This window comes from Pseudomonas entomophila L48 (genome assembly GCF_000026105.1).
In the GTDB taxonomy this organism is placed as follows: domain Bacteria; phylum Pseudomonadota; class Gammaproteobacteria; order Pseudomonadales; family Pseudomonadaceae; genus Aquipseudomonas; species Aquipseudomonas entomophila.
Genome location: NC_008027.1, coordinates 5,640,666 through 5,661,233, shown reverse-complemented (window position 1 = coordinate 5,661,233; position 20,568 = coordinate 5,640,666). Strand labels below are relative to the sequence as shown.

The 20,568-nt window shown below is 64.7% G+C and carries 16 protein-coding genes and 1 pseudogene; 9 read left to right on the top strand and 8 right to left on the bottom strand.

Annotated elements, in window-relative coordinates; translation table 11 throughout:
* Positions 1-27: 27 nt before the first annotated feature.
* On the bottom strand, positions 28-696 hold the full coding sequence (elbB, locus tag PSEEN_RS24685; protein WP_011536315.1) for an isoprenoid biosynthesis glyoxalase ElbB: 669 nt from the start codon (positions 694-696) through the stop codon (positions 28-30).
* A 113-nt stretch (positions 697-809) separates the two neighbouring features.
* Between elbB and PSEEN_RS27080 the strand changes: the two are divergent.
* A pseudogene (locus tag PSEEN_RS27080) lies at positions 810-1,436 on the top strand (sterol desaturase family protein); the annotation flags it as partial.
* 501 nt (positions 1,437-1,937) lie between these two features.
* Here PSEEN_RS27080 and PSEEN_RS26425 read toward each other — a convergent pair.
* A complete protein-coding gene (locus PSEEN_RS26425; protein ID WP_011536313.1) occupies positions 1,938-2,582 on the bottom strand; it encodes a DedA family protein in 645 nt (214 codons plus the stop codon).
* Between the two features lie 208 nt (positions 2,583-2,790).
* Between PSEEN_RS26425 and hemB the strand changes: the two genes are divergently transcribed.
* The gene (hemB, locus tag PSEEN_RS24670) at positions 2,791-3,801 is read left to right on the top strand and encodes a porphobilinogen synthase (RefSeq protein WP_011536312.1); all 1,011 of its coding nucleotides are present in this window, start codon (positions 2,791-2,793) and stop codon (positions 3,799-3,801) included.
* A 19-nt stretch (positions 3,802-3,820) separates the two neighbouring features.
* The gene (gene ppk1, locus PSEEN_RS24665) at positions 3,821-6,052 is read left to right on the top strand and encodes a polyphosphate kinase 1 (RefSeq protein ID WP_011536311.1); all 2,232 of its coding nucleotides are present in this window, start codon (positions 3,821-3,823) and stop codon (positions 6,050-6,052) included.
* A gap of 204 nt (positions 6,053-6,256) precedes the next feature.
* Here the strand turns inward: ppk1 and ppx are convergent, their stop codons facing one another.
* The gene (gene ppx, locus PSEEN_RS24660) at positions 6,257-7,759 is read right to left on the bottom strand and encodes an exopolyphosphatase (RefSeq protein ID WP_044488910.1); all 1,503 of its coding nucleotides are present in this window, start codon (positions 7,757-7,759) and stop codon (positions 6,257-6,259) included.
* 245 nt (positions 7,760-8,004) lie between these two features.
* On the opposite strand from ppx, the gene trxA reads away from it, so the two are divergent.
* The 5 genes from trxA (at position 8,005) to PSEEN_RS24635 (ending at position 13,544) form a co-directional block, all read left to right on the top strand.
* Positions 8,005-8,331, top strand: coding sequence for a thioredoxin TrxA (trxA, locus tag PSEEN_RS24655; RefSeq protein WP_011536309.1), 327 nt, complete (start codon positions 8,005-8,007; stop codon positions 8,329-8,331).
* Between the two features lie 310 nt (positions 8,332-8,641).
* Positions 8,642-9,901, top strand: coding sequence for a transcription termination factor Rho (gene rho, locus PSEEN_RS24650; RefSeq protein ID WP_011536308.1), 1,260 nt, complete (start codon positions 8,642-8,644; stop codon positions 9,899-9,901).
* Positions 9,902-10,113: 212 nt separating this feature from the next.
* The gene (ubiD, locus tag PSEEN_RS24645) at positions 10,114-11,580 is read left to right on the top strand and encodes a 4-hydroxy-3-polyprenylbenzoate decarboxylase (protein ID WP_011536307.1); all 1,467 of its coding nucleotides are present in this window, start codon (positions 10,114-10,116) and stop codon (positions 11,578-11,580) included.
* Positions 11,580-12,548 (top strand): CDP-6-deoxy-delta-3,4-glucoseen reductase, encoded by a 969-nt coding sequence (locus PSEEN_RS24640; RefSeq protein ID WP_011536306.1) that lies wholly within the window; start codon positions 11,580-11,582, stop codon positions 12,546-12,548. Before ubiD ends, PSEEN_RS24640 begins: the two co-directional genes overlap by 1 nt.
* A gap of 345 nt (positions 12,549-12,893) precedes the next feature.
* The gene (locus tag PSEEN_RS24635) at positions 12,894-13,544 is read left to right on the top strand and encodes a gamma-glutamylcyclotransferase (RefSeq protein WP_011536305.1); all 651 of its coding nucleotides are present in this window, start codon (positions 12,894-12,896) and stop codon (positions 13,542-13,544) included.
* A 51-nt stretch (positions 13,545-13,595) separates the two neighbouring features.
* Here PSEEN_RS24635 and PSEEN_RS24630 read toward each other — a convergent pair whose 3' ends face one another.
* Positions 13,596-14,573: an NADPH:quinone oxidoreductase family protein gene (locus tag PSEEN_RS24630; protein WP_011536304.1), complete on the bottom strand. Its 978-nt coding sequence runs from the start codon at positions 14,571-14,573 to the stop codon at positions 13,596-13,598.
* Positions 14,574-14,730: 157 nt separating this feature from the next.
* Here PSEEN_RS24630 and PSEEN_RS24625 point away from each other — a divergent pair, with 157 nt between their 5' ends.
* A complete protein-coding gene (locus PSEEN_RS24625; protein WP_044488552.1) occupies positions 14,731-15,135 on the top strand; it encodes a flagellar basal body-associated protein FliL in 405 nt (134 codons plus the stop codon).
* Here PSEEN_RS24625 and PSEEN_RS24620 read toward each other — a convergent pair whose 3' ends face one another.
* The 4 genes from PSEEN_RS24620 to PSEEN_RS24605 all read right to left on the bottom strand — a co-directional run bounded on the left by PSEEN_RS24620 (position 15,136) and on the right by PSEEN_RS24605 (position 20,470).
* Positions 15,136-16,245, bottom strand: a complete 1,110-nt coding sequence (locus PSEEN_RS24620; protein WP_011536302.1) for an ABC transporter permease — start codon at positions 16,243-16,245, stop codon at positions 15,136-15,138. It lies immediately after the preceding gene.
* Between the two features lies 1 nt (position 16,246).
* A complete protein-coding gene (rbbA, locus tag PSEEN_RS24615; RefSeq protein WP_011536301.1) occupies positions 16,247-18,970 on the bottom strand; it encodes a ribosome-associated ATPase/putative transporter RbbA in 2,724 nt (907 codons plus the stop codon).
* Entirely contained in the window at positions 18,967-19,926 is a 960-nt protein-coding gene (locus PSEEN_RS24610) for an HlyD family secretion protein (protein ID WP_011536300.1), read from the bottom strand. Before PSEEN_RS24610 ends, rbbA begins: the two co-directional genes overlap by 4 nt.
* A gap of 94 nt (positions 19,927-20,020) precedes the next feature.
* A complete protein-coding gene (locus PSEEN_RS24605; protein WP_044488550.1) occupies positions 20,021-20,470 on the bottom strand; it encodes an EVE domain-containing protein in 450 nt (149 codons plus the stop codon).
* Between the last annotated feature and the right edge of the window lie 98 nt (positions 20,471-20,568).

Here is a 20,568-nt window from a genome sequence, read left to right as displayed (position 1 = left end):
AGGAGCCGGCTTGCCGGCGAAGAGGCCTTACTGGTCACCCTCGTGGGTCAGCTCCAGCACCCGGTCCACCAGCTTGTAGATGCCACTGGCGGCTTCGCTGATCGACTTCGCTTCCATGTACGCTGGAGTGGTCACCAGCTTGCGCTGCACATCCTCGACGATGTCATGCACATCGCATTCTTCATGGGTACCGCCCATCTTCACCACCGCCGCGCTGGTGCCGGCGTCCTTGCCAATGGTGCAGACTACGCCCGGCCCGTAGATCTTCGCCGCTAGCGCAGGCGAGATGCAGATCAGCCCGACCGGCTTGCAGGCGTCGGCAAAGGCTTCGGCCAGGGCCAGCACATCGGGGTGCACGGTGCAGTTGGCGCCTTCGACGGCGAAGTTGGACAGGTTCTTCGCTGCGCCGAAACCACCAGGCACGATCAAGGCGTCGAACTCCTTCGCGTCGGCCTCACGGATGTCCTTCACCTCGCCACGGGCAATGCGCGCCGACTCCACCAGCACATTGCGCGATTCGGGCATCTGTTCACCGGTGAGGTGGTCGATCACGTGCATCTGCGCGATGTTCGGGGCAAAGCACTGCACCTTGGCGCCACGCTGGTCCAGGCGCAGCAGGGTGATCACGCTTTCGTGGATTTCGGCGCCGTCGTACACGCCACAGCCGGAAAGAATCACCGCAACTTTTTTCGTCATGCTCAATACTCCAGTGTCGAGGCGCTAAATGTCCTCTAGTTTGGCAGATGTATCCATGGGATTTGCCTCGGAGGCGGCCTAATCTTTGTGGATAACCTTGGAGGTGGCCGTTCATGGACCTGATTCTGCTGGCCGTGCCGTTCTTCTTCGTGCTGATCGCCGTGGAGCTGATCGCCGACCGTGCGCGTGGCCAACGCAACTACCGCCTGGCCGACTCGATCAACAGCCTGAGCACCGGGGCGCTGTCGACCAGCACCGGGCTGCTGACCAAGGGCGTGGGTTTGGTCACCTACGCCCTGGCCCTGGAGCACCTGGCGCTGCTGCATTTGAGCGCCGATGCCTGGTGGGTATGGGTGTTCGCCTTCGTGCTCTACGATTTCTGCTACTACTGGCTGCACCGCCTCGGCCACGAACGCAACATCCTCTGGGCCGCCCACTCGGTGCATCACCAGAGCGAGGAGTACAACCTCACCACCGCCCTGCGCCAGACCAGCAGCGGCTTCCTGTTCTCGTGGATCTTCTACCTGCCCCTGGCGCTGCTGGGCGTGCCGCTGGTGGTGTTCATCACCGTGGCTTCGCTGAACCTGCTGTACCAGTTCTGGGTGCACACCCGCCATGTGCCCAAGCTGGGCTGGCTGGAGTGGATCTTCATCACGCCGTCCAACCATCGCGTCCACCATGCGCAGAATCCTCTGTACTTGGATCGCAACTACGGCGGTGTGTTCATCCTCTGGGATCGCCTGTTCGGCACCTTCCAGGAAGAAGACGAGCGAGAGCCGGTGATCTTCGGCGTGACCACGCCCTTGGCCAGCTGGAATCCGCTGTGGGCCAACGTGCAGTTCTACGCGCAGTTGTGGAGCGACGCCCGGCTCACGTCCAGCGGGTGGGACCGGCTGCGTATCTGGTTCATGCCCACCGGCTGGCGCCCGGCCGATGTGGCGGCCGCCCATCCGCAGCCCAAGCAGGACCTGGCGCGCTTTCGCAAGTTCGCCATCCCGCTCGGTGGCAGGCAACAGCTGTATGTCACGCTGCAGTTCGCGGTCTACGTGGCGTTGGGCAGTTACCTGATGGACAACGCCGGGCGCTTGTCGCCCTCGGCCCTGGTGCTGGGCTGGGCGCTGATGGCGTTCGGTCTGTTCGTGCTGGGCGCGGCCCTGGAGGACCGGCCCTGGGCAGGGCGCCTGGAGCTGGCGCGTCTGCTGTCGAATGCGCCGGCCCTGTACCTGGCCGGCGCGCTGGGCTTAGTGCTGGTCACGCCCCTGGCGTGGTGGCTGCTCCTGGGCTACAGCCTGCTCAGCCTCGCTGGCCTCGCCTTCTGCCGCCGCGCGGCGCTCGGCGCGGATATTGCGAAAACGCCGGCGCAGCCACAGCAGCAGGCCCAGCACCAGCAGGCCGCCGAGCACCCATAGCTCGTATTTCTTGATGCTGCCCAGCATGCCTTCGAGGATGGCGCCGAAGTGGTAGGCCGCCAGGCCCAGGGCCAGGGCCCAGACCGCGGCGCCGATGCCGTTGAGCAGCAGGTAGCGGCGCGGCGGGTAGCCGGACAGGCCGATGGCCACCGGCATCACCGTGCGCAGGCCGTAGACGAAGCGGAAACTCAGCACCCAGATGTCGGGATGGCGGCGGATATGCTCCAGCGCCCGGTCGCCCATGGCCTGCCAGCGCGGCTTGCGGGCGAGAATCTTGCGCCCGTGGCGGCGGCCCATGAAGTACCACAGCTGGTCACCGGCATAGCTGCCGCAGAAGGCCACCGCGACCACCAGCTTGATATCCATGTATTCGCGGAACGCAAGAAAGCCCGCGAGCACCAGGATGGTCTCGCCCTCGAAGAACGTGCCGAGAAAAAGGGCAAAGTAGCCGAAATCGTTCAGGAATTGTTGAAGCATTTTCTGGCGTGCTGGCGAAATGAACGCGCAGCCTACCCCTTCGTGGGCGTTCGGGAAAGTGTCCAAATGTGTCTCGACGTGAACATTTCCTACAAGGACAATGACTGCGGCCACGAGTCGCAGGGTTGCCCTTGGGTGTAACACAGGCGTCATAATGGCCGCTTATAACTGTCGCGCTCGCCCGCCTGCGCGGGCTCAGGAGTCTGCCGTGAGCTTTACCCCCGCCAACCGTCTGTTTCCTGCCACCCGCCTGCGTCGCAACCGCCGGGACGAGTTCTCCCGTCGCCTGGTTCGCGAAAACACCCTGACCGTCGATGACCTGATTCTTCCGGTATTCGTGCTGGACGGCGAGAACCGCCGCGAGGAAGTGCCGTCCATGCCGGGCGTCGAGCGCCTGTCGATCGACCTGCTGCTGGAAGCCGCACAGGGTTGGGTTGAGCTGGGCATTCCGGCGCTGGCACTGTTCCCGGTGACGCCTACCGAGAAGAAGTCCCTGGACGGTGCCGAAGCCTGGAACCCGGATGGCATTGCCCAGCGCGCCACCCGCGCCCTGCGTGCCCGCTTCCCGGAGCTGGGGGTGATCACCGACGTCGCCCTGGACCCGTTCACCACCCACGGCCAGGACGGCATCCTCGATGAAGAGGGCTACGTCCAGAACGACATCACCGTCGACGCCCTGGTGCGCCAGGCCCTGTCCCACGCTGAAGCAGGCGCCCAGGTTGTCGCGCCGTCGGACATGATGGACGGGCGCCTCGGCGCGATCCGCGAGGCCCTGGAAGTGGCCGGCCACGTCAACGTGCGCATCATGGCCTACTCGGCCAAGTACGCCAGCGCCTACTACGGCCCATTCCGTGATGCGGTCGGCTCGGCGCTGAACCTGGGCAAGGCCAACAAGGCCTCCTACCAGATGGACCCGGCCAACAGCGACGAGGCCCTGCACGAAGTGGCCCTGGACCTCGCCGAAGGCGCCGACATGGTCATGGTCAAGCCGGGCATGCCGTACCTGGACATCGTTCACCGAGTGAAGACCGAGTTCAAAGTGCCGACCTTCGTCTACCAGGTCAGCGGCGAGTACGCCATGCACATGGCGGCGATCCAGAACGGCTGGCTGAGCGAGGCCGTGATCCTCGAATCCCTCACCGCTTTCAAACGGGCAGGCGCTGATGGCATCCTGACCTATTTCGCCGTGCGTGCCGCTCAATTGATGAGAGGGCAGTAACGCCCTCCAGGAACGTCAGATGAATAACGAAGTGCTAACCCCTGTCGAGATCAAGGACGCCCAGGCCGTGCCCGAAGAGCTGGTACAGACCCCGCCCGACCTGCCCGCCGCCCCGGAGCCGGTAGTAGAGGCCGCCGCGCCTGCTCCGGCGCCTGCGCCAGCGATCGCCGTGCCGAGCCTGGACGACAGCAGCCTGTACATTCATCGCGAGCTCTCGCAGCTGCAGTTCAACATCCGCGTGCTGGAACAGGCGCTGGACGAGTCGTACCCGCTGCTCGAGCGCCTGAAGTTCCTGCTGATTTTCTCCAGCAACCTGGACGAGTTCTTCGAGATCCGCGTGGCGGGCCTGAAGAAACAGATCAACTTCGCCCGCGAACAAGCCGGCGCCGACGGCCTGCAGCCGCACCAGGCGCTGGCCCGCATCAGCGAGCTGGTGCACATCGAGGTGGACCGCCAGTACGCGATCCTCAACGATGTGTTGCTGCCGGAGCTGGAGAAGCACCAGATCCGCTTCATCCGCCGCCGCTACTGGACGCCCAAGCTCAAGACCTGGGTGCGCCGCTACTTCCGCGACGAGATCGCGCCGATCATCACCCCGATCGGCCTCGACCCGACCCACCCGTTCCCGCTGCTGGTGAACAAGAGCCTCAACTTCATCGTCGAGCTCGAGGGTGTCGACGCCTTCGGTCGCGACTCGGGCCTGGCGATCATCCCGGCGCCACGCTTGCTGCCACGAGTGATCCGCGTGCCGGAAGAGGTCGGCGGCCCAGGCGACAACTATGTGTTCCTGTCGTCGATGATTCACGCTCACGCCGACGACCTGTTCCAGGGCATGAAGGTCAAGGGCTGCTACCAGTTCCGCCTGACCCGCAACGCCGACCTGGCGCTGGACTCCGAAGAAGTCGACGACCTGGCCCGCGCCCTGCGCGGCGAGCTGTTCTCGCGTCGCTACGGCGATGCCGTGCGCCTCGAGGTGGCCGACACCTGCCCGAAACACCTCTCCGACTACCTGCTCAAGCAATTCAGCCTGAGCGAGAGCGAGTTGTACCAGGTCAATGGCCCGGTCAACCTGACCCGCCTGTTCAGCATCACCGGGCTCGACAGCCACCCGGAGCTGCAGTACACGCCGTTCACCCCGGCGATCCCCAAGCTGCTGCAGAACGCCGACAACATCTTCAGCGTGATCGGCAAGCAGGACGTGCTGCTGATGCACCCGTTCGAGTCGTTCACCCCGGTGATCGACCTGCTGCGCCAGGCCGCCAAGGACCCGCATGTGCTCGCCGTGCGCCAGACGCTCTACCGCTCCGGTGCCAACTCGGAGATCGTCGACGCCCTGGTGGACGCGGCGCGTAACGGCAAGGAGGTCACTGCGGTGATCGAGCTGCGCGCGCGCTTCGACGAAGAGTCCAACCTGCAGATGGCCAGCCGCCTGCAGGCCGCCGGCGCGGTGGTGATCTACGGCGTTGTGGGCTTCAAGACCCACGCCAAGATGATGCTGATCCTGCGCCGCGAGCAGGGCGAGATCGTGCGTTACGCGCACCTGGGGACCGGCAACTACCACGCCGGCAACGCCCGCCTGTACACCGACTACAGCCTGCTGACCTCCGACGACGCCCTCACCGAGGACGTCGGCCGCCTGTTCAGCCAGCTGATCGGCATGGGCAAGACCCTGCGCATGAAGAAGCTGCTGCACGCGCCCTTCACCCTGAAGAAGGGCATGCTCGACATGATCGCCCGGGAGACCCAGTTCGCCCTGGAAGGCAAGCCGGCGCACATCATCGCCAAGTTCAACTCGCTGACCGACGCCAAGATCATCAAGGCGCTGTACAAGGCCAGCCAGTCGGGCGTGCGCATCGACCTGGTGGTGCGTGGCATGTGCTGCCTGCGGCCGGGCATCGCGGGGGTGTCGCACAACATCCATGTGCGCTCGATCATCGGCCGCTTCCTCGAGCACACTCGGGTGTTCTACTTCCTCAACGGTGGCGAGGAGCAGATCTACCTGTCCAGCGCCGACTGGATGGAGCGCAACCTCGACAAGCGCGTCGAGACCTGCTTCCCGGTGGAAGGCAAGAAGCTGCTGCTACGGGTGAAGAAGGAGCTGGAGGGGTATCTCACCGACAATACCCAGGCCTGGACCCTGCAGCCGGACGGGCGCTACGTGCGCAGCACCCCAACCGGCAACCAGAACCCGCGCAGTGCCCAGGCGACCCTGCTGGAGCGCCTGAGCAACCCGGTGCTCAACGTTCGCTAGTGCCGATGGCTGGTGCCGTTCTGCAGCCCTGTAGGAGCGGCTTCAGCCGCGATCACCGGCGTAGCCGGTGCCAGGCACCGCGTCGCCTGAATCGCGGCTGAAGCCGCTCCTACAGGGGTTGCACCAGGCCCACGGTCAGCGCCAAACCTGTAGGAGCCGGCTTTGCCGGCGAACACCGGCGCAGCCGGTGCCATGCACCGCACGTTACCTGACGCTAAGCACGAAATTGACCCGCGCCAGCCATTCCGCCTCGTTGGCGAAGTCGGCCTGGGTCAATTGGTTCTGCTCCAGCCAACCCTCCGGGAACACCACGTCGAGGCTGTCTTCCCCAGCCTGCAGCACCACCTTCGGCATCTGCTGGGTGCCACGGATGTGGTGGAACAGGATGGCAAAGCGCAGCAACACGCACAGGCGCAGCAGCTTGATGCCTTCTTCACCCAGCTCGGCGAACTTGTCCTTGGGGATGTTGCGGCGATGGCCACGCACCAGCAGGGCCATCATCTGCTGGTCCTCGCGGGAGAAACCGGACAGGTCGGAGTGCTCGATCAGGTAGGCGCCATGCTTGTGGTAGTGGTAGTGCGCGATATCCAACCCTATTTCGTGGATTTTCGCCGCCCAGCCCAGCAGATCGCGCCAATTTCCATCTTCCAGATCCCATGCCTCAGCCACTTGGTCGAAGGCATGCAGCGCCTTGCGCTCCACGCGCGCGGCCTGGCCCTGGTCAACGTGGTAACGCTCCATCAACGAGTTCAGGGTGCGCTCGCGCACGTCTTCGTGGTGATGGCGGCCCAGCAGGTCGAACAGCACGCCTTCGCGCAGGGCACCGTCGCAATGGTCCATGCGCGCCAGCTCCAGGGCATCGAAAATCGCTTCCAGAATGGCCAGGCCGGCCGGGAAGATCGCCCGACGGTCCGGCTTGACCCCGTCGAAGTCGATCTTGTCGGTCTCGCCCAGTTTGAACAGCTTGCGCTTGACCCAGGCCAGGCCCTCGGCGTTGACCTCGCCATTGCCCAGGCCACCGGCCTTGATCGCCGCGCCAATGGCGCGGATGGTGCCCGAGGAGCCGATCGCTTCGTCCCAGGTCAGGCGGTGCAGGGCGTTCTCGATGCTCATCAGCTCCAGGCGCGCGGCGGTGTAGGCCTGGGCATAGCGTGCGGGGGTGACCTTGCCGTCGCGGAAGTAGCGCTGGGTGAAGCTTACACAGCCCATCTGCAGGCTTTCGCGCAGCAGCGGCTCGAAGCGCTGGCCGATGATGAACTCGGTGCTGCCGCCGCCGATGTCGGCAACCAGGCGCTTGCCGGGGTTGTCGGCCAGGGTATGCGAAACGCCGAGGTAGATCAGGCGCGCCTCTTCACGGCCGGAGATGACCTCGACCGGGTGGCCGAGGATGGCTTCGGCGCGTTGAATGAATTCGTTGCGGTTGCGCGCTTCGCGCAGGGCGTTGGTGCCGACGATGCGCACGGAGCCTGCGGGCATACCGTTGATCAGCTGGGCGAAGCGCTTGAGGCACTCCAGCCCTCGCTGCATGGCCTCTTCGCTGAGCCTGCGCTCCTCGTCGATGCCGGCGGCGAGCTGAACCTTTTCTCCAAGCCTCTCTAGAATACGGATTTCCGTGTGATGGGCCTTGGCCACCACCATGTGGAAGCTGTTGGAGCCCAGGTCGATGGCGGCGATCAGAGACAGGTTCTTCGCGGTGGTTTGCGGCATGGTCTGGAGGTTCTCGGTCGTTAACCCGGCAATCGTGCCACGATCGTGGCCATCCGCCAACGCGCGGCGCTGCAAGGCTTGATGCATGGCAAGGTCATGGCAATGTTATGGCAGCGACATGACCGTTTCGATTCGTGGGGTCTTGCACAACTATAGTTACACTCAATCGTCCGTGGCTTCCTGTCGCGCCAGGGTGCCGCTATGATGGGCAACGTTTTTTATTGCTTACGACCTTGGAGATTTCCATGAGCGACAAAATCAAACACGTCACCGACGCCAGCTTCGAAGCCGACGTACTCAAGGCCGAAGGCGCGGTGCTGGTCGACTACTGGGCTGAATGGTGCGGCCCATGCAAGATGATCGCTCCGGTACTGGACGCCATCGCCGAAGACTACGCAGGCAAACTGGTCGTCGCCAAGCTGAACATCGACGAAAACCAGGAAACCCCGGCCAAGCACGGCGTGCGCGGCATCCCGACCCTGATGCTGTTCAAGAACGGCAACGTCGAGGCCACCAAGGTCGGCGCCCTGTCGAAATCGCAGCTGCAGGCGTTCATCGACGCCAACCTGTGATGTGAAAAAGCCCCGCAAATGCGGGGCTTTTCTTTGCCTGCCGTGGGAAATATCGGCGCAAGCAGGCGCGCCCCACGATATCGCCCCTTCCGGTAAAAACCTGTCGATATGTGTGGCTAAAACCACTAGACGTCGAAAAAATCAAGTGTTACATTCGGCCTCGCACTGACCCTTTCAGTGCCCTCTGCACGCCGTCGCCGAAGCATCCCTAATTCGAATCAGTACGCGATCTTGTCGCCATCTAGCGGCGCGGCCTCATTAAGCCAAATGCTTACTCTCTCCCTTCTTACATGATTACGTCACTCCCCTTATGAACCTGACAGAACTCAAGCAAAAGCCGATTACCGATCTTTTGGAAATGGCCGAACAGATGGGCATCGAAAACATGGCCCGTTCGCGCAAACAGGACGTGATTTTCGCCCTGCTGAAAAAGCATGCGAAAAGCGGCGAAGAGATCTCGGGTGACGGCGTGCTGGAGATTCTCCAGGATGGTTTCGGTTTCCTGCGTTCGGCGGATGCCTCCTACCTGGCCGGCCCTGACGACATCTACGTGTCGCCCAGCCAGATCCGCCGCTTCAACCTGCGCACCGGCGACACCATCGTCGGCAAGATCCGTCCACCGAAGGAAGGTGAGCGTTACTTCGCCCTGCTCAAAGTCGACACCATCAACTTCGACCGTCCGGAAAACGCGAAGAACAAGATCCTGTTCGAAAACCTGACGCCGCTGTTCCCCAACAAGCGCCTGAAGATGGAAGCCGGCAACGGTTCCACCGAAGACCTCACCGGTCGCGTCATCGACCTGTGCGCCCCGATCGGCAAAGGCCAGCGTGGCCTGATCGTCGCCCCACCAAAAGCGGGCAAGACGATCATGCTGCAGAACATCGCGGCGAACATTACCCGCAACAACCCCGAGTGCCATCTGATCGTCCTGCTGATCGACGAGCGCCCGGAAGAAGTGACCGAGATGCAGCGCACCGTGCGCGGCGAAGTGGTTGCCTCCACCTTCGACGAGCCGCCGACCCGCCACGTGCAGGTCGCCGAAATGGTCATCGAGAAGGCCAAGCGCCTGGTCGAGCACAAGAAGGACGTGGTCATCCTGCTCGACTCGATCACCCGTCTGGCCCGTGCCTACAACACCGTGATCCCGAGCTCCGGCAAGGTACTGACCGGTGGTGTCGACGCCCACGCCCTGGAGAAGCCAAAGCGTTTCTTCGGCGCCGCGCGCAACATCGAGGAAGGCGGTTCGCTGACCATCATCGCCACCGCGCTGGTCGAGACCGGCTCGAAGATGGACGAAGTGATCTACGAAGAGTTCAAGGGTACCGGCAACATGGAGCTGCCCCTGGACCGTCGCATTGCTGAAAAGCGTGTGTTCCCGGCCATCAACATCAACAAGTCCGGTACCCGCCGCGAAGAGCTGCTGACCGCCGACGACGAACTGCAGCGCATGTGGATCCTGCGCAAGCTGCTGCACCCGATGGACGAGATCGCCGCCATCGAGTTCCTGGTCGACAAGCTCAAGCAGACCAAGACCAACGACGAGTTCTTCCTGTCGATGAAGCGCAAGTAAGCTCATAGATCAGGCTGTAACTGGGGCTGCTTCGCAGCCCATCGCGGCTGAAGGCCGCTCCTACACGGGTTCTGCATACGCGGACCGCTGTAGGAGCGGCCTTCAGCCGCGATGGGGCGCGAAGCGGCCCCGTTTCATTTTTGCCCCCAAACAAGGCGTGAACGGCGCTACACTCTGCACCCCGACCGATACGGCCAACACGAGGCTCATGCATGCAGTATCGCGATTTGCGCGACTTCATCCGTGGCCTGGAACAGCGCGGTGAACTCAAGCGCATCCAGGTTCCCATCTCCCCCGTCCTGGAAATGACCGAAGTCTGCGACCGCACCCTGCGCGCCAAGGGCCCGGCGTTGCTGTTCGAAAAGCCCACCGGCTTCGACATCCCGGTGCTGGGCAACCTGTTCGGCACCCCCGAGCGCGTGGCCATGGGCATGGGCGCCGAATCGACCGAAGAGCTGCGTGAAATCGGCAAGCTGCTGGCGTTCCTCAAGGAACCCGAGCCGCCGAAAGGCCTGAAGGACGCCTGGTCGAAACTGCCGATCTTCAAGAAAGTCGTGTCGATGGCCCCGAAAGTGGTCAAGGACGCGGTGTGCCAGGAGATCGTGGTCGAGGGCGACGATGTCGACCTGTCGCAACTGCCCATCCAGCATTGCTGGCCGGGCGACGTGGCACCGCTGATCACCTGGGGCCTGACCGTGACCCGTGGCCCGAACAAGGACCGCCAGAACCTGGGCATCTACCGCCAGCAGGTGATCGGCCGCAACAAGGTCATCATGCGCTGGCTGAGCCACCGCGGTGGCGCCCTGGACTACCGCGAATGGTGCCAGAAGCACCCCGGCCAGCCTTTCCCGGTGGCGGTGGCCCTGGGCGCGGACCCTGCGACCATCCTCGGCGCGGTCACGCCGGTGCCGGACACGCTCTCCGAATACGCCTTCGCCGGCCTCCTGCGTGGCAACCGCACCGAACTGGTCAAATGCCGTGGCAATGACCTGCAGGTCCCGGCCACCGCCGAGATCATCCTCGAAGGCGTGATCCATCCGGGCGAAATGGCCCCCGAAGGCCCGTACGGCGACCACACCGGTTACTACAATGAAGTGGACAGCTTCCCGGTGTTCACCGTAGAGCGCATCACCCACCGGCAGAAGCCGATCTACCACAGCACCTACACCGGCCGTCCGCCGGATGAGCCGGCGATCCTCGGTGTGGCGCTGAACGAAGTGTTCGTGCCGATCCTGCAGAAGCAGTTCCCCGAGATCGTCGATTTCTACCTGCCACCGGAAGGCTGCTCTTACCGCATGGCGGTGGTGACCATGAAGAAGCAGTATCCAGGCCACGCCAAGCGCGTAATGCTGGGTGTGTGGTCGTTCCTGCGACAGTTCATGTACACCAAGTTCGTTATCGTCACCGACGACGATATCAACGCCCGCGACTGGAACGATGTGATCTGGGCCATCACCACGCGCATGGACCCCAAGCGTGATACGGTGATGATCGACAATACCCCCATCGACTACCTCGACTTCGCGTCGCCGGTGTCGGGGCTGGGGTCGAAGATGGGCCTGGACGCCACCCACAAGTGGCCGGGCGAAACTACACGCGAATGGGGCCGGGTCATCGTCAAGGACGAGGCCGTCACCCGCCGTATCGATGAGCTGTGGGACCAGTTGGGAATAGATTGATGCAGGTGACCTTGCAGCCTTCCGGGGCGGTACTGGCGGTGGAGCCCGGGGAAAGGATTCTGGATGCGGCGCGGCGGCTGGGTTACGACTGCCCGAGCAGTTGCCGTAATGGCAACTGTCATGTCTGTGCCGCGTTGCTGGTGGAAGGGCGTGTGCGCCAGGAGGGCGTGGTCCGTGATCACGGCGAGCTGTTCACTTGCATCGCCGAGCCTCTGGAGGATTGCGTGGTGCTCTGGGATGGTGTGCTGGCCTTGGGCGAACTCCCGGTGCGCAAGCTGGCCTGCACCGTGAGCGAGTGCGTCGAGGTGGGTGGCGACGTCTGGCGCGTGCGCCTGCGTGCCCCGGCCGGCAAGCCACCGCGCTATCACGCCGGGCAGTACCTGATGATCGAGCGCGAGGGCGCCGACAAGGCCGCATTCTCCCTGGCCTCGGCCCCCCACGGCGGCCGTGACCTGGAGCTGCATGTGCTGGCGCGTGAGAGCAGTGCCGTGCAACTGATCGCGCAATTGCAGCGCAATGGCATCGCGCGTATCGAGCTGCCGTTTGGCGACGCCCACCTGGCCGAGCTGCCGGATGGCCCGCTGGTGCTGATTGCCGCGGGCACCGGCATGGGCCAGATGCACAGCCTGGTCGAGCATTGCCGCGCCAATGGCTTCAAGTACCCGGTGCACCTGTACTGGGGCGTGCGCCGACCCGAGGACTTCTACGAGATCGAGCATTGGGATGAGTGGCAGCGCCTGCCCAACCTGTTCCTGCACAAGGTCGTCAGCGACCTGTGCGGTTGGGAAGGGCGTTGTGGCCTGCTCCACGAAGCGGTGTGCGAGGACATCGGCGACCTGAACCAGGTCCATGTCTATGCCAGCGGCTCGCCGAACATGGTCTATGCCACCCTCGACGCCCTGGTCGAGGCGGGTATGGACGCCCACCGCATGCGCGCCGACGTATTCGCCTACGCGCCGCGCGGCTGATCGTGAAACAGCACACTGCAAGGGTGTGCTGTTTTTAATAACCAACTTTTTTCGCATGATTATATGGCGGGAATTATTGCCGATACGGTTAATAACTGTCGCTATACTCGAAATATTAGTTTCCGTTCGGCGGGCGACTGAATGAAACTTTGATTTCGGGCTTGAGCCGAACCTGCATTCTGTCTTACGTTAGGCGCCAGGGCCTTCGCGGCTGAAGCCGCTCCTACAGGAGTAGCGCAGGCCTCTGTAGGAGCGGCTTCAGCCGCGAATACGCCCGTACAAGCACTCTAAGTATCGCAGTAGAACCGGCACTCTGGCAGTTCACAGGAATTATGGCGGCAGTTTATGTCGGCACTTGAAAGTTCATCCTGGCAGGTCACATATCCCCCCTCGCTCGACTTCGGGCAACAGTTGACCCGCGAGCAACTACAACAGTCGATGAATGTCACCCTGTCACAGCACATGGGCGGCCCGGTGTGGCTGTTCGCCTATGGCTCATTGATCTGGCGCCCTGAGTGCCATTCGGTGGAACGCCAGCGAGCACGGGTGCATGGCTATCATCGGGGCCTCTACCTCTGGTCCCACGAGCATCGCGGCACCCCGGAATGCCCTGGGCTGGTGTTCGGCCTGGATCGTGGCGGCTCCTGCAGTGGTTTCGCCTACCGGCTGGACGACAGCAACCTGGAAGACTCGCTGATGGCCCTGTGGCAACGCGAGATGCCTTATCCCGCTTATCGACCGCACTGGCTCAGTTGCCGTCTCAGTGATGGCAGCAAGGTGCAGGCGCTGGGTTTCGTGCTGGAGCGGCACTTGCCGTGCTATGCCGGAAACTTGCCAGACACCTTGCTGAGCCACATTCTGGCCAGCGCCAAGGGGCGCTATGGCACGACGCGGGATTATGTGGAGCAGACCCTCAACGCCCTGCGCAGCCACCAGATGCCGGATCGCAACCTGGAGGCGCGGTTCAGGCGCTGCCACAACCTGCGTGAGGTCTGAGAGGTTCGCCGGCAAGCCGGCTCCTACGGACGCTGTTGTCGGCGAACCCCTCTACCTGGCCACCACGACTAGCTTGCCCACCGCCTGGCGCTGCGCGAGGCGCTCGATCGCCGCGCCCCCCTCGGCCAACGGATAGGTCTGCGACACCAACGGCTTCAACTTGCCCTCGGCATGCCAGGCAAACAGCTGGCGGAAGTTCTTCGCATTGTCCTCCGGCTGACGCTGGGCGAATGCCCCCCAGAACACCCCGAGCACCGCCGCGCCCTTGAGCAGCGCCAGGTTCACCGGCAACTGCGGGATCGTGCCGCTGGCAAAGCCCACCACCAGCAACCGCCCGTTCCAGGCCAGCCCGCGCACGGCTTGGTCGAACAGCTCGCCGCCGACCGGGTCGTAGACCACGTCCACGCCCTGGCCACCGGTCAGGCGCTTGATCTCATCCTTCAGGCTGGCCTGGCTGTAGTCGATCAGCTCATCGGCCCCGGCAGCCTTGGCTACCGCGAGCTTCTCGGCGCTGCTGGCCGCGGCGATCACCCGCGCGCCGAGGGCCTTGCCGATTTCCACCGCCGCCAGCCCCACGCCACCCGAGGCGCCGAGCACCAGCAAGGTCTCGCCGGCCTTGAGCTGGCCGCGCTGGGTCAGCGCGTGCATCGACGTGCCGTAGGTCATGCCGAAGGCGGCGGCGGTGGTGAAGTCCATGCCGGCCGGAATCGGCAGCACGTTGTAGAACGGCACCGCCACCTGTTCGGCGAAAGCGCCCCAGCCGGTCAGGGCCATGACCCGGTCGCCCACCTTGAACGCGCCGGCCTTCTCGCCGACCGCCGCCACCACGCCGGCCGCCTCGCCACCGGGCGAAAAGGGCAGGGGCGGCTGGAACTGGTACTTGCCCTCGATGATCAGGGTGTCGGGGAAGTTGACCCCCGCGGCATGCACGTCGAGCAGAATTTCGTTTTTCTTCGGCGTGGGGCTGGCGACCTCTTCCAGGACCAGGTCCCGCGCCGGGCCCAGGGCTTTGCACAACAAGGCTTTCATCAGGGCTATTCCTTTGCGTGTGGTGGCCGATAAGTGTAGGAGGGCGGTGACTGCGGTCAACGAGCATGGCCCGCCCTGATGAGCCGGCATAAGCCCGGGCTTGGGTTTGGCTGGCGCGCTGGGTAAGCTGGCGCCAACTGTATTGAGGAGCGAATTCGTGAAAGCGTGGATCTTGATGGTGCTGGCCCTGATGCTGCCAGTGGCGGCAATGGCCGAGGAAGCCAAGGAAGGGGAACCGAAAGTCTCCTACATCACCCTGAGCCCGCCCTTCGTCGGCAACTACGCGCTCGATGGTGGCCCGAAACTGCGGGTGTACAAGGCCGACGTGGCCCTGCGCGTCACCGGCGATGCCGCCGCCACTGCGGTCAAGCACCACGAGCCGCTGATCCGCAACCAGCTGGTGGCGCTGTTCACCCAGCAGGGCGTGGACAACATGAGCAACGTCGAAGCCAAGGAAAAACTGCGCCAGGAAGCCCTGAAGCAGGTGCAGCAGGTGATGGAGTCCGAAGAGGGCAAGCCGATCGTCGAGGACCTGCTGTTCAACAACCTGATCGTGCAGTGATCAGGCGGCGAGGCTGCGGCGAAAGCGCAGCAACGCCACGCTGAAGAACACCAGGCCGATCACGGCCAGGGCCAGCACGTCTGGCCACACCACGCTCAGCCCGGCGTCGCGGAACAGGATCGCCGCGCCCAGGCTGACGAAGTGGGTCGAGGGCGAGCCCTGCATGACCCACTGCAGCCATTGCGGCATGCTGTCCAGCGGCGTGCTGCCGCCCGAGAGCAGCAGCATCGGGATGATCACGGGGATCGCCAGCAGGCCGAACTGCGGCGTCGAGCGCGCCAGGGTGGCGAGGAAGATGCCCAGTGCCGTGCTGGCGAACAGGTACAGCGCGGTTACCCCCAGGAACAACCCCAGCGAGCCCGCCAGCGGCACGCCCAGCGCGCCCTTGACCACCACCTCCAGCGAAACCCAGGTGCACAGCACCACCACCAGGGCGTTGCTGCCGATCTTCGCCAACATGATTTCCAGCGCCGTCAGCGGCAGCACCAGCAAGTGATCGAGGGTGCCGTGCTCGCGTTCGCGCAGCAACGCGGTGCCGGTGAGCACGATCGCGAGGATGGTGATGTTGTTGACGATCTGGATCACCGCCAGGAACCAGCCACCCTCCAGGTTGGGGTTGAACAGTGCCTTGGGGTTGATCAACGCGGGGCTGGTGGCGCTGCGGTCGGCGTATTCGAGCAGTTCGCGCTCGAAGATCCGGCCGATGTAGCCGGCGCCCATGAACGCCTGGCTCATGGCCGTGGCATCGACGTTGACCTGCAGCTCCGGCGAGCGCCCGGCCAGCAGGTCACTCTGGAAGTTCACCGGCACGTTGATGACGAAGGTGTACTGGCCGCTGTCCATGGCTTGGTCCAGGCGGTCGGCTGGCAGGGTCGCGGCCGGCTGGAACTCGGGTGGTTGCAGCGACTCGGCGAGCTTGCGCGACAGCGCGCTGCGGTCTTCGTCGACCACCGCCACGCTGGCGTTGTGCACGCCGATCACCGAGCCTGCGGCAGGCATGTAGATCGCCACGCTGAAGGCATACAGCAGGAACAGCAGCAACACGCTGTCGTGACGCAGGCTAGTCAGCTCCTTCAGGCCCAGGCGCAAGGTATGCGCGAGTCGGCTCATCTCAGGCCTCCTGCTTTTTCAGCATGGCCAGGCTCAGGCCGGTGAAGGCGGCAAAGAAGCCCAGCAAGATCAGGCACTGTGGCCACAGCTCACGCAGGCCCAGGGCCTTGGTGAAGGTGCCGACGGCGATGTCGAGGAAGTACCCGGCCGGGAACAGCTGGCCCATGAGCGCCGCCGAACCGTCCAGCGATGAACGCGGCACGATCAGCCCGGAGAACTGGATGGTCGGCAGGCTGGTGATGATCATGGTGCCGAGGATCGCCGCGATCTGCGTGCGGGTGAAAGCCGAGATCAACAAGCCGAGGCTGGTCGTCGCCAGCAGGTAGGCCAGGCCACCGCAGGCCAGGGCCAGCGGGCTCCCCTTGAGCGGCACGCCGAACAGCCAGCGGTTCATCGCCACCAGTAGCGCCAGGTTGACCAGGCTCACCGCCAGGTAGGGCGCCTGCTTGCCGAGCAGGAACTCCAGGCGGGTGAGCGGGGTGGCGTAGAAGTTGGTGATCGAGCCCAGCTCCTTTTCCCGCACGATCCCCAGCGCGGTGAGCATGGCCGGGATGAACGCCAGGATCAGCGCCATCACTCCGGGGCCGATGGCGTTGACGCTGACCACATCCTGGTTGTAGCGAAAGCGCGTCTCCAGGCGCACGGGCTGCTGGCGCGACACCGGGTGCGGGCTGAGGGCGGCGAGCTGCTCGAGGTTGGCCTGGTGCACGGCCTCGACATAGTTGCGGCTGGTTTCGGCGCGGAACGGCATGCCGCCGTCGAGCCAGGCCGCTACCACCGGCTGGCGCCCGGCGTGCAGGTCGCGGCCGAAGCCTGGTGGGATTTCCAGGGCCAGCTTGATCTCCGAGCGTTGCAGGCGCTGGTGCAGCTGGCGGGCATCGCGAATCGGCGCTTGTTCGGCGAAGTAGCGTGAGCCGCGGAAGGCTTCGAGGTAGGCGCGGCTTTGCGTGCTCTGGTCCTGGTCGTAGACGGCGAAGGCCAGGTTCTCCACGTCCAGCGAAATGCCATAGCCGAATATCACCATCATGAACAGCGCACCGAGCAGGGCAAAGGCCAGGCGCACCTTGTCGCGCAGCAGTTCCTTGCCTTCACGGCTGGCCACGGCCAGCAGGCGGCGCAGGCTGAAGGCCTGGCGCATTGGCGGTGGAGGCGTGCCGGCCTGTTGCAGAGCTGTCTCGGCCTGGGCCTGGGTTGGCGTGTCCTGAGCCTGTTCGAGGCAGCGCACGAAGGCGTCTTCCAGGGTGTCCCCGCCGAACCGTCGCTGCAGCGCCTGCGGGGTGTCGCAGGCCAGCACCCGGCCGGCGTGCATCAGCGAGATGCGGTCGCAGCGCAGGGCTTCGTTCATGAAGTGGGTGGAGAGGAAGATGGTCACACCCTGTTCGCGGGACAGTTCAACCAGCAAGCGCCAGAAGCCGTCGCGGGCGGCCGGGTCGACGCCGGAGGTAGGTTCGTCGAGGATCAGCACTTCCGGGCGGTGCAGCACTGCCACGGCCAGCGACAGGCGCTGGCGCAAGCCCAGGGGCAGGGCGCCGGACGGTTGGTCGGCAATCGCGCCGAGGTCGAAACGCTCGATCAACTCGGCGATGCGCGGGGCGCTGTCGGCCTTGGCCAGGTCGAACAGACGTGCGTGCAGCTCGAGGTTCTGTCGGGTACTCAGCTCGCCATACAGGGAAAAACTCTGGGACATGAACCCCACCCGCTTGCGCGTGGCCAGATCGCCGGCGTCCACGGGGCGGCCGAGCAGGCTGGCGCTGCCTTCACTGGCCGGCATCAGGCCGGTAAGCACTTTCATGGTGGTGGTCTTGCCGCAGCCGTTGGAACCGAGGAAGCCGAAGATCTCGCCACGGCCGATGGCGAAGCTGACCTTGTTCACGGCAGTGAAGTCGCCGAAGCGCAGGGTCAGGTCGTGGGCTTCGATGGCAACCGGGCCGTCGTCGGCCTCGTGGGGCGGAATGTGCAAGGGGGCGGGCTGTTCGCGCCCGGCGCCCTGGAAGTGGGTGAAGGCATCGTCCAGCTTGCCGCTGGCGGTAACGGCGGCCAGTTCCTGGCTGGGGCCGGCCGCCAGCAGGCGCCCGCCGTCGAGCATCAGGCAGTGCTCGAACTGCTCGGCCTCTTCCATGTAGGCGGTGGCCACCAGCAGGGTCAGTTGAGGGCGCTGGACGCGGACCTGCTCCACCAGTTCCCAGAAGCGCCGCCGCGACAACGGGTCGACGCCCGTGGTTGGCTCGTCGAGGATCAGCAGGTCCGGTTCGTGGATCAGCGCGCAACACAAACCGAGCTTCTGCTTCATGCCACCGGACAACTTGCCCGCCGGGCGCTCGGCGAAGCGTTCCAGGTCGGTGGCGCGCAGCAGGCTGGCCATGCGCTCCCGGCATTCGGCGCGGCCCAGGCCGAACAGGGTGGCGAAGAACTGGATGTTCTCGCGGATCGACAGCTCCGGGTACAAATTGTTGCCCAGGCCTTGGGGCATGAACGCGACCCTGGGGTACAGCGCGGTGCGGTGACGGCGCTGGCGGATCGGGCCGCCAAGCACCTGCAGCTCACCCTGTTGCAGGCGCTTGACCCCGGCGATCAGCCCGAGCAGCGTCGACTTGCCGGCGCCATCCGGGCCGATCAGGCCGCAGCGGGTGCCGGCCGGCAGGCTGAAGGCCACGTCGCGCAGGGCCTGGATATCGCCGTAACGGTGGTTGATGTCTTCGGCCAGCAGCGCTGGTGCGGCGTTCATTGCAGGTTGGCCGGCCAGTCCACGTCGGCGGTGCGCACGTAACCAGCGCCGGGCATGCCGGGCTTGGCCTGGGGCACGGCGCTGGGTTCACTCAGGCGCAGTTTCACCCGGAACACCAGCTTCTGCCGTTCGTCGCGGGTCTCCACCTGTTTCGGGGTGAACTGCGCCTTCGCCGCAACGAACGCTACCTTGGCCGGCAAGGCCTTTTCCGGCAGGGCGTCGAGGACGATCCGTGCCTGATCGCCAACCGTCAGCCGCCCGGTGGTGGCGGCGGGCAAGTAGAGGTTCATGTACTGGTCGCTGGGGTCGATCAGCATCAACACCCGGCCGCCAGCACCGAGCACTTCGCCGGGCTCGGCCAGGCGCAGCTGGATGATGCCGTCGATGGGGGCGCGCAGGCTGCTGTCGTCGATCTCGCTGGTGAGTTGCGCCACCTGGGCCTCGGCGGCGCCGATGGCGGCCTTGATCGCCGCCAGTTGCGCCCGGGCGGCGACCACGGCGGCGTTGGCGGTGTCGTAGCGGGCTTGCTGCTGGTCCAGCAACTGCTGGCTGGCGAACTTGCGCTGGTAGATTTCGCGCACCCGCTTGAGCTCCTGGCTGGCCAGCAGCAGCTCGCTCTGGCGCAGTTGCACGCTGGCCTGGGCGGCGGCGTAGTTCTCGTTGGCGCGCAGCACTTCGGCCTCGGCCTGGGCGCGTTGGGCTTCCATCGTGCGGGTGTCGATGCGTGCGAGCAGTTGGCCACGGCTGACTTTGTCGCCTTCGTCCACCAGCACCTCGGCCAGGCGGCCGGGGACCTTGCTGGCGATCTGCACTTCGGTGGACTCTAGGCGGCCGTTGCCCATGCTCAGGCCTTCAGGCAGGCGGTCGTGGAGGGATTTCCAGTAACCCAGCCCACCTGCCGCCAATAGCAGGGCGATCAAGGCGCCAGCGAAGAGTCTGGGGGCGATTCGGTTCATCGGTCTGCATCCTGCGGCTGGCACGCCTCAATCCTGGCGCGGCGCACTTCCTGGCGCGTTGATATCGGTCAAACCCCTGACGATAGACGGCTATTCAGTTCAGTGCGAGGATTGCCGCCCACTGATCGGGTGTCACGGGCATCACCGACAGGCGGGTGCCTTTCTGCACCAGGGGCAATGCCTCCAAGGCGGCCTGCTGCTTGAGCAGGCCCAGGCCGAGCACCCGGCGGAAGGTCTGTACATGGGCCACGTCCACCGCGCTCCACGGGTTCTTCTCGGTGCTGGCCTTGGCGTCGAAGTAGTGGCTTTCAGGGTCCAGCGCCGTGGGGTCCGGATAAGCGGCGGCGGTGATCCGGGCGATACCGGCGACGCCCGGTTGCGGGCATCTGGAGTGGTAGAACAGGAACTCGTCACCTACGCTCATGGCCCGCAGAAAATTGCGCGCCTGGTAGTTGCGCACACCGTCCCAGCGGGCTTCGCCCAGGCGTGCCAAGGCCTCGATCGACAGCTCGTCGGGCTCGGATTTCATCAGCCAATAGGCCATGGATGCAGCTCCTGAAAGGGTTTGAAATAAATCGTTGCATGAAACCGACAGTCGGTTGGCGTCAACGTTTGCGTGTCGACTCACGTTGTCGGAAAATG

Coding starts and splice junctions, on each gene's coding strand:
- PSEEN_RS24620 (WP_011536302.1), bottom strand. CDS start 16,245: ATGAGCCGACTCGCGCATACCTTGCGCCTGGGCCTGAAGGAGCTGACT.
- ppk1 (WP_011536311.1), top strand. CDS start 3,821: ATGAATAACGAAGTGCTAACCCCTGTCGAGATCAAGGACGCCCAGGCC.
- trxA (WP_011536309.1), top strand. CDS start 8,005: ATGAGCGACAAAATCAAACACGTCACCGACGCCAGCTTCGAAGCCGAC.
- ubiD (WP_011536307.1), top strand. CDS start 10,114: ATGCAGTATCGCGATTTGCGCGACTTCATCCGTGGCCTGGAACAGCGC.
- elbB (WP_011536315.1), bottom strand. CDS start 696: ATGACGAAAAAAGTTGCGGTGATTCTTTCCGGCTGTGGCGTGTACGAC.
- PSEEN_RS24640 (WP_011536306.1), top strand. CDS start 11,580: ATGCAGGTGACCTTGCAGCCTTCCGGGGCGGTACTGGCGGTGGAGCCC.
- ppx (WP_044488910.1), bottom strand. CDS start 7,759: ATGCCGCAAACCACCGCGAAGAACCTGTCTCTGATCGCCGCCATCGAC.
- PSEEN_RS24635 (WP_011536305.1), top strand. CDS start 12,894: ATGTCGGCACTTGAAAGTTCATCCTGGCAGGTCACATATCCCCCCTCG.
- PSEEN_RS24630 (WP_011536304.1), bottom strand. CDS start 14,573: ATGAAAGCCTTGTTGTGCAAAGCCCTGGGCCCGGCGCGGGACCTGGTC.
- PSEEN_RS26425 (WP_011536313.1), bottom strand. CDS start 2,582: ATGCTTCAACAATTCCTGAACGATTTCGGCTACTTTGCCCTTTTTCTC.
- rbbA (WP_011536301.1), bottom strand. CDS start 18,970: ATGAACGCCGCACCAGCGCTGCTGGCCGAAGACATCAACCACCGTTAC.
- PSEEN_RS24610 (WP_011536300.1), bottom strand. CDS start 19,926: ATGAACCGAATCGCCCCCAGACTCTTCGCTGGCGCCTTGATCGCCCTG.
- rho (WP_011536308.1), top strand. CDS start 8,642: ATGAACCTGACAGAACTCAAGCAAAAGCCGATTACCGATCTTTTGGAA.
- PSEEN_RS24605 (WP_044488550.1), bottom strand. CDS start 20,470: ATGGCCTATTGGCTGATGAAATCCGAGCCCGACGAGCTGTCGATCGAG.